General features: G+C 70.9%; 11 protein-coding genes. 2 read left to right on the top strand and 9 right to left on the bottom strand.

The genetic code is table 11. The features are described from left to right. Positions 1–7: 7 nt before the first annotated feature. A complete protein-coding gene (locus DFJ67_RS09890) occupies positions 8–667 on the bottom strand; it encodes an adenylate kinase family protein (protein ID WP_116067613.1) in 660 nt (219 codons plus the stop codon). Positions 668–797: 130 nt separating this feature from the next. Here DFJ67_RS09890 and DFJ67_RS09885 point away from each other — a divergent pair, with 130 nt between their 5' ends. Then, the gene (locus DFJ67_RS09885; protein ID WP_116067612.1) at positions 798–1,937 is read left to right on the top strand and encodes an epoxide hydrolase family protein; all 1,140 of its coding nucleotides are present in this window, start codon (positions 798–800) and stop codon (positions 1,935–1,937) included. On the opposite strand, the gene DFJ67_RS09880 is transcribed toward DFJ67_RS09885, so the two are convergent. Continuing rightward, complete coding sequence (locus DFJ67_RS09880) at positions 1,934–2,308, bottom strand: hypothetical protein (protein ID WP_116075969.1); 375 nt, start codon at positions 2,306–2,308, stop codon at positions 1,934–1,936. The genes DFJ67_RS09885 and DFJ67_RS09880 overlap by 4 nt on opposite strands. Positions 2,309–2,340: 32 nt before the next feature. Beyond that, complete coding sequence (locus DFJ67_RS09875; protein WP_116067611.1) at positions 2,341–2,922, bottom strand: DUF305 domain-containing protein; 582 nt, start codon at positions 2,920–2,922, stop codon at positions 2,341–2,343. A 238-nt stretch (positions 2,923–3,160) separates the two neighbouring features. On the opposite strand from DFJ67_RS09875, the gene DFJ67_RS09870 reads away from it, so the two are divergent. Continuing rightward, a complete protein-coding gene (locus DFJ67_RS09870; RefSeq protein ID WP_116067610.1) occupies positions 3,161–5,836 on the top strand; it encodes a discoidin domain-containing protein in 2,676 nt (891 codons plus the stop codon). 2 nt (positions 5,837–5,838) lie between these two features. Here DFJ67_RS09870 and DFJ67_RS09865 read toward each other — a convergent pair whose 3' ends face one another. The 6 genes from DFJ67_RS09865 to DFJ67_RS09840 form a co-directional block, all read right to left on the bottom strand. Next, positions 5,839–6,717, bottom strand: a complete 879-nt coding sequence (locus DFJ67_RS09865; RefSeq protein WP_116067609.1) for an aminoglycoside phosphotransferase family protein — start codon at positions 6,715–6,717, stop codon at positions 5,839–5,841. Between the two features lie 943 nt (positions 6,718–7,660). Then, complete coding sequence (locus DFJ67_RS09860) at positions 7,661–8,695, bottom strand: LacI family DNA-binding transcriptional regulator (RefSeq protein WP_116067608.1); 1,035 nt, start codon at positions 8,693–8,695, stop codon at positions 7,661–7,663. 68 nt (positions 8,696–8,763) lie between these two features. Beyond that, a complete protein-coding gene (locus tag DFJ67_RS09855) occupies positions 8,764–9,789 on the bottom strand; it encodes an FAD-dependent monooxygenase (RefSeq protein ID WP_116067607.1) in 1,026 nt (341 codons plus the stop codon). 24 nt (positions 9,790–9,813) lie between these two features. Next, positions 9,814–10,194: a YchJ family protein gene (locus DFJ67_RS09850; RefSeq protein ID WP_116067606.1), complete on the bottom strand. Its 381-nt coding sequence runs from the start codon at positions 10,192–10,194 to the stop codon at positions 9,814–9,816. Between the two features lie 92 nt (positions 10,195–10,286). After that, positions 10,287–11,069, bottom strand: coding sequence for an ABC transporter permease (locus DFJ67_RS09845; RefSeq protein WP_409362909.1), 783 nt, complete (start codon positions 11,067–11,069; stop codon positions 10,287–10,289). Positions 11,070–11,077: 8 nt separating this feature from the next. Next, the gene (locus tag DFJ67_RS09840) at positions 11,078–11,974 is read right to left on the bottom strand and encodes an ABC transporter ATP-binding protein (protein ID WP_116067604.1); all 897 of its coding nucleotides are present in this window, start codon (positions 11,972–11,974) and stop codon (positions 11,078–11,080) included.

The following is an 11,974-nucleotide window of genomic DNA, read 5'->3' as shown; positions in this document are numbered from 1 at the left end:
TCACACATTACGGAGTGACCTGGCCCAGGTAGGGCGGCAGGTGCAGGCCGTCGCGGATCGCCCGCTGCACGGTGGCCGGGTCGGGGCGGGCGTCGACGGTCAGCACGTATTCCTTGCGCCGGAACAGCTCCAGCACCGGTTCGGTCTTGCCGTAGTAGTCGCGCAGGCGGGCCGCGAGCGCCTCGGGGGTGTCGTCGTCGCGGGTGATCAGGTTGCCGCCACAGACGTCGCACTTGCCCTCGATCTCCGGGCGGTCGGAGATGAGGTTGTAGTCCATGCCGCAGTTGGCGCAGAGCCGCCGGCTGAGCACCCGCTTGGCCACGTCTTCGTCGGGCAGGTCGAGATGGATGACGCCGTCGATGTCGTAGCTCTCCAGGAAGAACGACGCCTGGCGGACGTTGCGGGGGAAGCCGTCGATGAGGAAGCCATAGTTCCAGTCGTGCTGCTGGAGCCGCTCGCGCACGATCGACTCGACCAGGTCGTCGCCGACCAACTCGCCGGTGGTCATCGTGCGGCGGACCAGGGCGCCGATCTTGGTGTGCTGCTGGACGTGCCAGCGGAGGATGTCGCCGACGCTGATGTGGGTCAGCTCCAGCTCGCGGCTCATCAGGGTGCTCTGGGTGCCCTTGCCGCTGCCCTGCACACCCATGATCACGTACTTCCGCATGCGCAAACGTTCCCACCCGCCGCCGGGCCGTGCCAACAGATTCCGGGGATCCATCACTTGGAACGAACCGTTCCGTTCTGCTAAGCTCAAACGGAACGGACCCGAACGTTCCGATGGAAGGTGAACGATCATGAACCCGTACCGCCTCGACGTCCCTCAGGGCGACCTCGACGACCTTCGCGCGCGGCTCACCCAGACCCGCTGGCCGTTCGCGCTGCCCGGCGCCGAGTGGTCCCGCGGCGTTCCGGTCGACTACCTGCGCGAGCTGGCCGGCTACTGGGCCGACGGCTACGACTGGCGCGCCGCGGAACGCCGGATCAACGAGTTGCCGCAGTTCACCACCGAGATCGGCGGGCAGCGGGTGCACTTCCTGCACGCCCGCTCGCCCGAGCCCGGCGCGCTCCCGCTGGTGCTCAGCCACGGCTGGCCCGGCTCGATCGTCGAGTTCCTCGACGTGATCGGCCCGCTGACCGACCCGCGGGCGCACGGCGGCGACCCGGCCGACGCATTCCACGTGGTGATCCCGTCGATCCCCGGCTTCGGCCTCTCCGGCCAGGTGACCGAGGCCGGCTGGGACAGCCGCCGGATCGCCGGCGCGTTCGCCGAGCTGATGCGCCGTCTCGACTACTCCCGCTATGGCGCGCAGGGCGGTGACTACGGCGCATTCATCGCACCGGACCTGGGCCGGGTCGACGCCGACCACGTCGTTGGCATCCACGTCAACGCGGCCACAATGGGCTTCATCCCGTTCGGCGAGGTGCCCGAGGCCGAGCAGGCCACGATGACCGACGCCGAGCGGGTCCGCCTCGGCCGGCTCGCCAACTACCTCCAGGACATGAACGGCTACTTCCAGATCCAGGCGACCAGACCACAGACCCTGTCGTACGCCCTCGCCGACTCACCGGTCGGCCAGCTCGCCTGGATCGTCGAGAAGTTCCAGGAGTGGACGCACGGCGGCAAGCTCCCGGAGGACGTCGTCGACCGCGACAAGATCCTCACCAACGTGATGCTCTACTGGCTGACCAACACGGCCGGCACGTCGGCCAACCTCTATTACGAGAGCATGCACAGCGGCAACTGGCCGACGCCGAGCGGTGTGCCGACGGGGGTCGCGGTGTTCGCCGAAGATGTGGCGATCCGCCGCTACGCCGAGCAGACCAACACCATCACCCACTGGTCCGAGTTCGACCGCGGCGGCCACTTCGCCGCCATCGAGGCACCGGACCTGTTCGTCGAGGATGTGCGCGCCTTCTTCCGGACCGTGCGTTAGCTGTCGGCGTCGCCGGCCCGCCGGCGCAATTCACCGACAGACGACTCGTCCAGGCCGGCCACACCGCCCGCGCGGTGCTGGTCGGCCTGGTCGTCGATCCACTTGGCGTGGGCTTCCCAGGCCGCCTGTTTGCTGGTGCCCAGCGCGGCGCCGATCTGCGTCCACGAGGCACCGGCCGCGCGGGCCGTGCGGACGCTGAGCTGCCGGCCGTAGTGCGCCTTGCGGGCCAGCACCTCGCTCAGCGCGAGCAGCTCGAGTGTCTCTTCGCGACCGAGCGCCGGCTCGCCCAGCGCCTCCCAGGTGCGCAGCTGGTCGAAGCGGGCGGTTGCGGTGGCGAGCGTGTGCTCCAGCTCCAGCAGGTCGGGCGTCATGCCGACCACGCTGCCGTCAAGCCAGCCTGACGTCAAGGCGTGTTCGCCGTAGGCGAAGCGGCCCGGGCGTCCAGTGCGGACGCCCGGGCACGCTCCTCGCCGACACTGCGCGCGATCGATTCCGCGAGCGAGCGGAACGCCGGGTCGGCGCCGGCGTTCTGCTCTCCGGCGCAGAGTCGGGAGGTCTGGTCGAGATGCGCGATCACCACGGCGGTGAAGCCGCGATCGAACTCCTTGCCGGTGGCCCGGGTCAGCGCGTCGCGCTGTGCCGCCGTGGGCATGCCGGGCATCTCGTGCTGTAGGTGCGGGTTGTCGGTGGGCAGGGTGACCCCGGCGGCGAGCCCACGCAGCGACTCGAGCTCCGCCGACCGGGCGCGCCGGGTCACCGAGGCGAAGAGTTGCACGGCTGGGTCGCCGGATCGGGGTGGCACCAGGTCGAGCACGGGCAGCAGCCGCTCGTTCATCGCGATGAGCAGTTGCAGCCAGGCGATGTCGGTCGTGTTGGGACCGGCCGAGGGAGAAGCGGAAGGAGGTGCCGGGCCGCGGTCAGGCTTCGTGCAGCCGCCGACGAGGGCGAGCGGAACGAGCGCGAGCAGGGCACGGCGGCGGATCATCGGTCAACTCCTCGACGGGGACGGTCGTCGATGGATTTCTGCGAGAGAGCGCTCTCGCCGATGGCCAGTTTGTGCGACACTACGATGCGTGTCAATCCCTGGAAAGCGCTCCCCCAGATATTGACGAGAACCGAACTGCGGTGAAAACTCAGAGCCGCTCGGAGAGCGCTCTCCGAGCGCCACGCCCCCGTCCCGGCGTGCACACCGCGCGCGCCGCCTATCCCCGTTAGGCAGGCACATGAGACCCGTCGCACCACCCCTCGACGTGACACCCGAACCACCACCCCCGCGCCGCCGGACCCGCCGCCACGCGGCCCTCGCGAGCCTGGCTGCCGCCGCACTGGTGGCCGCCGCACTGACCGTCTCCTCCGCGGCGAGCGCCGCCGACGCGGTCATCTCGCAGGGCAAGCCGGCCACCGCGTCCTCGGTGGAGAACGCGACCTTCCCCGCCTCCGCGGCCGTCGACGGCAACGCCGGCACCCGCTGGGCATCGGCGTTCGCCGACCCGCAGTGGATCCAGGTGGACCTCGGCGCGACCGCCACCATCACCCAGATCACCCTCAACTGGGAGGCCGCGTACGCCAGGTCGTTCCAGATCCAGACCTCGGCCAACGGCAGCACCTGGACCAACATCTACACGACGACCACCGGCACGGGCGGCACGCAGGTGCTCCCGGTCAGCGGCAGCGGCCGCTACGTGCGGCTCAACGGCACCGTCCGGGCCACCGCCTACGGCTACAGCCTGTTCGAGTTCCAGGTGCACGGCACGTTCGGTGGCACGAATCCGGGCGGCTGCGGCACCACCAACGCCGCGCAGGGCAAGCCGGTGACCGCGTCGTCGGTGCAGAACGCCGGCTTCCCGGCCACCGCGGCGGTCGACGGCAACGCCGGCACCCGCTGGTCATCGGCCGCCACCGATCCACAGTGGATCAGGGTCGACCTGGGCAGCGTGCAGAGCATCTGCCAGGTGGTCCTGCAATGGGAGGCCGCCTACGGGCGTTCGTTCCAGATCCAGACCAGCACCAACGACTCCACCTGGACCGACATCTTCAGCACGACCACGGGCACCGGCGGCACCCAGACGCTCAACGTCACCGGGAGCGGCCGCTACGTGCGGATGAATGGCACCGCCCGGGGCACCGGCTACGGCTACTCACTCTGGGAGCTGCGGATCTACACCGGCACCGGCACCACCCCGACTGACCCACCCACCAGCGAGCCGCCGACCGGCACCCCGGTCGAGCCGACAGATCCACGCAACCCCAACTTCGGTCCCAACACCATCGTGTACGACCCGTCCACGCCGACCGCGACCATCCAGAGCCGGCTGAACAGCATCTTCACCCAGCAGGAGCGCAACCAGTTCGGGCAGGAGCGCTACGCGGTCCTGTTCAAGCCGGGCAACTACACGGCCGACGTCAACCTCGGCTTCTTCACCCAGGTCGCGGGCCTCGGCATGTCGCCCGACGACGTCAACCTCAACGGGCACGTCCGCGCCGAAGCGTTCTGGATGGGCGGCAACGCCACGCAGAACTTCTGGCGGTCGGCCGAGAACCTGAGCGTCACCCTGCCGGCCGGCGTCACCGTCGAGCGGTGGGCCGTCTCGCAGGCGGCGCCGTACCGTCGGATGCATTTGCGTGGTGGCGGCAACCAGATCCAACTCTGGAACGGCGGCGACGGCTGGTCGAGTGGCGGCTTCATGGCCGACACGAAGATCGACGGCACGGTCGTCTCCGGCTCGCAGCAGCAGTGGTATTCGCGTAACAGCGAGTTCGGCTCGTGGTCCGGATCGGTCTGGAACATGGTGTTCCAGGGCGTGACCGGCGCACCGGCCAACCATTTCCCGAACCCATCGCACACGGTCGTCGCCAACACCCCGACCGTGCGGGAGAAGCCGTTCCTCTACATCGACGGCACCGGCGAATACCGGGTGTTCGTGCCCGCGCTGCGCGCCAACTCGGTCGGCACCACCTGGTTCAACAAGACGCCGGCGGGCTCGTCACTGTCGCTGTCGACGTTCTTCATCGTGCGCCCGGGCACCCCGGTCGCCACCATCAACGACGCGCTGTCGCAGGGCAAGAACCTGCTCTTCGCGCCCGGCGTGCACCACGTCAGCTCGCCGATCCAGGTCAACCGGGCCGACACCGTGATCCTCGGTCTGGGCCTGGCCACCATCCAGGCCGACAACGGCTCGGTGGGCATGAAGATCGCCGACGTCAACGGCGTCAAGGTCGGCGGCATCATGTTCGAGGCCGGCGCGACCAACTCGCCGGTGCTGATGGAGGTCGGCCCGCCCGGATCGTCGGCCGACCACGCCGCCAACCCGGTCTCGCTGCACGACGTCTTCTTCCGCATCGGCGGCCCGGGGGTCGGTCGCGCGACCAACACCCTGACCGTCAACAGCGACGACGTCATCGGTGACCACATGTGGCTCTGGCGCGCCGACCACGGCGACGGGGTGGGCTGGTCGGTCAACACGGCCGACACGGGCCTGACCGTCAACGGCGACGACGTCACCATGTATGGCCTGTTCGTCGAGCACTTCCAGAAATATCAGACGGTCTGGAACGGCGAGCGCGGCCGGACCTACTTCTACCAGAACGAGTTCCCCTACGAGATGCCCAACCAGGCCGCCTGGATGAACGGCACGACCCGGGGCTACGCGGCCTACAAGGTCAACGACGCGGTCAACCAACACTTCGCGATCGGCCTCGGCTCCTATTGTGTGTTCACATTGGACGCATCAGTGGTCGCGGAACGCTCCTTCGAGGTGCCGACCAAGGCGGGCGTGCAGTTCCAGAATATGGTGACCGTCTCGCTCGGCGGTGCGGGCACGATCAACCACATCATCAACAACGCCGGGGGTACGGCCAGAGCCGGCGCCGAAATCCAGTACCTGAACAACTACCCGTGAGGTCAGTCCGCTGACAGCACCTGATTGATCGCGTGTTCGCCGGCATCCGCCAAACCGGGGTGGATGTCGGCGAACACGGCTATCGCCGTGCCGATGGCCAACGCCCAGGCCCGAGCCCGCCGCCAGGTCGCCTCGTCGGCCTCGATACCGGCCCGGAAGGCGGCGCGCCCTTCGGCGTCGAACACCAGCCAGGCGGCGGCGAGATCGGTGGCCGGATCACCGGCGGTCAGGTCACCGAAGTCGAGCACGGCCGCGAGCGTGGCCGGCTGCCCGCGCAGAACGAGGTTGGCCGGGTGCGGGTCGCCGTGCAGCCAGACCTTCGGCCCCGTCCACTCGGGCGCCGCGCGCAACTCGTCCCAGAGGTCGCGCAACTCGTCTTCGCGGTCGAGCTTGCCGCTGGTCAGCCGGTCCTGAATCTGCTCGTCGCGCACGACCAACGGCACGCCGCGCACCGGGTTGGCGGGAGCGTCGTCAGGCGCGGGGACGTGCAGCCGGTTCATGAACTCGGCTAGCTCGGCGGCGACGGCCCGCCGCTCAACGACGGGCACCATTGACGCGATCTCGCCCTCGAACCACCGGCAGACCGACCACGGCCACGGATAGCCCTCGCCGGGCACACCAAGCCGCACCGGCGTGGGAACGCTGAGCGGCAGGTGCGTGGCGATGGTCGGCAGCCACCGTTGCTCATTGACCAGAAGCTGAACCGCAACCTGCCGCCGCGGCAACCGCACGCAGAGATCATCGCCAAGCCGCACGATCGTGTTGTCCCACCCGTTGGCGACGAGCCGAAGTGGACGGTCGGCGAGGTCGGGCTGCTGCGCCCGCAGCAGCCGGGCGACCAGATCGAGGTTGACATCAATCTCGGCAACAGGTGCGGTCACCGAACCATTCTGCCTGGCATTCCGCTCCAAACCGCGGACCCGGCTGGGTCCCGACGCCCCCTAAGAAGGGGCTCGCAGGTGCTCGGAATGCGGTAGGTCGCGGCCGCGGCTTGGCCGGTCTTAGGCGAGCGGCGCAGCAAGGTGCGGTGATCGTTTGCAGCTGGTCAACACCAGCAAGCCCGATCCGCTTGATCGTGTGCACCTGATCGACACTCACCGCGGCGTGTCGTGCGGATCCGGCACACATGATCATGGTGGGAGGCGGAAAGCCTGCAGATCCGGTGCAAATGATCAATGGCATGCGGCCTTCGGGCGCCGAGGTCGGCGCCTCAGGCGGGACCTGCGCGCACCAGACGTCTCCCGCGCGGCGCCGCTTCTGCGCCGCCGTCGCCGGGTTGTGCCGTGCGGGCCGCGCCGCATCGTGCCGCCCGGGGCCACGCGGGGTTGTGTCGCGCGGGGTTGCCGCGTCGGGCCGCGCGGGTTGTGCCGCGCGGGGGCCGCGCCGGGCGGGCCTGCGCCGTGCCAGGCAGTGCTGCGCGGGGTTGTGCCGCGGGGGCCGCGCCGGGTTGTGCCGCGCGGGGGCCGCGCCGGGTTGTGCCGCGCGGGGGCCGCGCCGGGTTGTGCCGCGCGGGGGCCGCGCCGGGTTGTGCCGCGCGGGGGCCGCGCCGGGTTGTGCCGCGCGGGGGCCGCGCCGGGTTGTGCCGCGCGGGGGCCGCGCCGGGTTGTGCCGGGCAGGCCTGCGCCGTGCCAGGCCGTGCTGCGCAGGGTTGTGCCGCGGGGGCCGCGCCGGGTTGTGCCGCGCGAGGGCCGCGCCGGGTTGTGCCGCGCTGGGCTGTGCAGCGCGGGGTTGCGCCGGACCGCGGCGGCCCGAGCCGTGCCGCGGGTCGGACTGTCCGCGCCGCGCCGCCCCGGGCTTGCCGCCCCGGCGATCCCGGGAATCAATTCAGCCGGAGGACCGCACCACCAGTGTTGGTTCGAAGATGACGGTTTGCGGGAGCAGCTTCGGGTTGTCGATGTGGGCGATGAGCAGGCGGGCGCTTTCCGCGGCCATGTCCTCGAGCGGCTGGCGCACGGTGGTCAGCGGCGGCCGGGCCGCGAGCGCCGCGCTGCTGTCGTCGAAGCCGACCACCGCGATCTCCTCCGGCACCCGCCGCCCGAGTTCGCGCAGGACGCTCAACGCACCCTGGGCCATCAGGTCGTTGGCCACGAAGACCCCGTCGAGGTCGGGGTGCGAGGCGATCAGCCGCCGCATCGCCGCGTCGCCGCTCTCGTGGGTGAAGTTGCCCTCGACCGACGGGATCGCGCCGAACCCGGTCAGTGCCGTGCGGAAGCCGGCGGCCCGGTCGGCGCTCGCCGGCACGTGCGCCGGACCGGTGATCATGCCGAGCCGGCGCCGGCCCGTCGCCGCCAGGTGTTCGGCGGCCAGGGCGGCGCCGCGGTCGTTGGCCACGTCGACGTAGCTGATCGGGACCGGCGTTGCCGGCCGGCCGATCACCACGCCGGGCACGCCGGCGTCGATCAGTAGGGCCGGGAGCGTGTCGTCGGGGTGCAGCGAGAGGACGACGGCGCCGTCGGCCTGGCCCTGGCGGAGGTCGCCGACCAGGCGTTTGCGGGCCTCGTCGGTGCCGACCAACTGGAGGCCCAACTGCATGCGGGCCGGGCGTAGCGTGCTGAGCAGGCCGCCGACCACCCGGCCGAAGAACGGGTCGCTGAAGAAGCGGCTCATGAACGGGTCGTCGTCGTGGCTCTCCGCGTCGGAGACGACGAGCGCGATCGTGCCGGTGCGGCGGGTGACCAGTGAGCGGGCCGCCCGGTTGGGCACGTATCCCGTTGCCTGCACGGCGTTCCACACGACCTCGTGCAACTCGGGGTTGACGTTGCGGATCCCGTTGATCACCCGGGAGACGGTGGCCCGGGACACGCCAGCGACCTGGGCGACGTCTTCGAGCGTGGGTAGGCGCGCGCCGTCGGTGGTCACGTGTGCTTCCTATGATCAGTGGAGAGCGCTCTCCGCGCGGGGCCGGTTCAGCGTAACAGCCGACCGATCTACGGCGGGTCCAGCAACGGCCGGAAGGCGGCCTTGAACAGCCTCGGGCCGACCGTGCGCAGCACGGTGTCGCGTACCAGTGGCGGCAGGTGCCGAGCGCGGTCGCGGCGCCGGGTCTGGTCGCGCACCCAGCGGGCGCGCGGGATCCGCCGGCGGGCGTAGCCCTCCAGATCAGGAACGTGGTCGGCCAGCACGATCGCGTCCTCCAACGCGAGCGCCGCGCCCTGGGCCATGTTGGGCGAGTAGGCGTGCGCGGCGTCGCCGATCAGCACGCTCTTGCCACGGGTCACCGAGTCGAGGAAGACCTCCTCGATGGTGCCCTCGTGCACGTCGGTGGCGCCCGCGACCAGGCGGCGGACCGGCTCCGGGAAGTCGTCGAACAGCGGCCGCCAGTCGGCGGGCGGTGACGCCGCGGTCAGGTCGGCGTAGCAGTAGGCCTGCCCACCACCGAGCGAGAGGGCGAGGAAGGTGCGGCCGTTGCCCTGCCAGGTGCACCACAGATGCTCTTCGGGATAGCCGTCGGCGATGAACCGCCACGCCAACTCGCCGACCGGGCGGGGCGGGGCCGCGTCCGGGAACACCCACTCGCGCACCGCTGAGCGGACCCCGTCGGCGCCGATCACCAGGTCGTAGGGTGCCGCGTCGTCGGAGACGAACGTCTTGACCAGCACGTCGGCGGCCAGGCCGGTGCGCAGGATCCGCCGCAGGTCGGCGTGCCGCACCGCGACGCTCGGCCCGATGCCGCCCCAGACGTCGTCGATCGGCAGGTCGATCAGCGGCCGGCCGCGGTGGTCGAGCAGCCGCACGCGGTGGATCTCGTGCCCGGCCGCCCGGATCGCGTCACCGAAACCGAGCGTGGTCAGCGCGCGTACGGCGTTGGCCGGCAGGTAGATCCCGGTCCCGCCGCCATCCGGTCGCGGGTTGCGCTCGAACAGGTCGGCCCGGATCCCCTTGGCCCGCAACGCGTGCGCCGCACCCAGCCCGGCGATCCCGGCCCCAACGATCAACACCCGCGGATCCGTCATGCCGCACAGTCTCCTCCCGCCGCGTCAGCGCGGTGGCAACGGTCCTACGTAGACCCAGGCGCCATCCTCGCGGACGAAGCGGCTGCGCTCGTGCAACTCGTCGGTGTGGCCGGCCTGCCGGTAGATCGCCCGGAACTCGACGACGCCGGTCTGATCAGCCGGGCCGCCCTTGGCGGTGTCGAGCACCTCGAGCCGGATCCAGCGCTGTGCCGGGTCGAGGTCGAGTGTCTCCGGCCGGGTTCTGCTGTGCCAGGTGCGCAGCAGGTAGTCGACCTCACCCAGGGCGAACGCGCTGAACCGCGAGCGCATCAGCCGCTCGGCGGTGGGTGCCGCGATCTCGCCGCGGTGCAACGGGCCACAGCACTCGTCGTAGTCGAGACCGGAACCGCAGGGACAACTGGCCATCCCGTCATTCTGGCGAAAGAGCGTGGGCGGCCGCGGGACCCCCGACCCGCGACCGCCCACTCGGGCCTGTCCCACGAGACAGGCCAAGGGATTCAGCTAACTTCCCGCCGCAGGAGGCGGGCCACGCCGAGCACGCAGGGCAGCAGCACCCAGACCGCGACCGACGCGGCGAGCTTGGCCCACTCACCGCCGCTGAGGGCGGTGTCGTCGAACAGCGGTGTCGACGTCACGCTCAGGTCGAGCCACTCGGCCGTGCCTTTCAGGCCGGAGATGAGCGAGGTGAGCAGCGACCAGACGGTCGGGACCACGAAGTAGAGCACGATCGCGACCGGCGTGTTCATGAACAGCATGCCGAAGCCGATGCCGAACAGGATGTTGATGACGCTGAACAGCACCGCGTAGCCGAGCAGCATGCCGCCGAACGACCAGCTTCCCGCGGCGGGGTCCATCGCGCCGGCGACCGCGTTGCCGATGGCCGCCATGGCCAGGCCCGGCACCACCGCGACAACGCCGAGCACGGCCGCGGCCAGGAACTTGGCGCCGGCGATCCGCTGGCGCTGCGGCGTGAGCGCGAACGTGGTCAGCGCCGTGCGCTGGCTCCACTCGGTGGTCACCGAGAGGATGCCGAGGACCGGCAGCAGGATGGCGGTCGGGAACAGGGTCGACTGGAACATGTTCTTGAACGTCTGCGCCGCCGGCTCCGCGGCGAAGAGCTGGATCACCACGACCGCCACCGAGATCAGCGCGGTGACCACCATCAGCCACAGGCCGGCCCGGGTGTCGGCCATCTTGCGCAGTTCGACGCTGGTCAGCCGGGCCATGCTCGGCCGGGTGAAGGTCTGCGGCGGCGCGCTGGGCGGGCGGGTGGACGTCAGGGTGGCGGTCATCGCGCGGTCTCCTTGGACTCGCCGGCGGTCAGGGTCAGGAACAGCTCTTCGAGGCCGCCGGTGTCCACCGGGCGCAGTTCCAGCAGCACCGCCGAGATGCTCGCCGCCACCTGCCCGACCGCTTCCGCCTCGGCCTGCACGGTCAGCGCGCCGTCGGCGCCCGCGGTCACGGGCAGGCCGGCCCGCTCCAGCGCCTTCTGGAGGGTGGCCGGGTCCAGCGCCCGCACCCGGAGCCCGCCGCCGGCGAGCAGCTCCGCTTTGGTGCCGTTGGCCACGATTCGACCGCCCCCGATAACCACGAGTCGATCCGCGACCGCCTCCACCTCGCGCAGCAGGTGTGACGAGAGCAACACGGTGCCGCCCCGGTCGGCGAAGTCACGCAGCAGGCCGCGCATCCAGAAGATGCCTTCCGGGTCGAGCCCGTTGGCCGGCTCGTCCAGGATCAGCACCCGCGGGTCGCCGAGGAACGCGTGCGCGATGCCGAGCCGCTGCCGCATGCCGAGCGAGTAGCCGCGTACCCGGCGGGTCGCCGCCGGCCCGGACAGGCCAACCAGCGACAGCAGTTCCTCCACCCGGGCCGAGCCCACCCCCTGCGTGCGGGCCGACAGGGTGAGGACCTCGCGTCCGGTCCGGCCGGGGTGCTGCGCCGAGGCATCGAGCAGCACGCCGACCTCGCGGCCGGGGTTGGGTAGCTGCCGGTAGGGCCGCCCGGCGACCATCGAGGCGCCGGCGGTGGGCGGGGTGAGCCCGGTGATCATCCGCATCGTGGTCGACTTGCCGGCGCCGTTGGGGCCGAGGAAACCGGTCACGGTGCCGGGGGCGCACTCGAACGACACGTCGTTGACGGCCGTGTGCGCCCCGTAGCGCTTCGTCAAGCTGGTCACACTGATCAT

The sequence above is a fragment of the Asanoa ferruginea genome, from assembly GCF_003387075.1.
Classification (GTDB): Bacteria; Actinomycetota; Actinomycetes; order Mycobacteriales; family Micromonosporaceae; genus Asanoa; species Asanoa ferruginea.
Note: the sequence above shows the minus strand (reverse complement) of the source record. Positions and strands in the feature narration are given on the sequence as shown.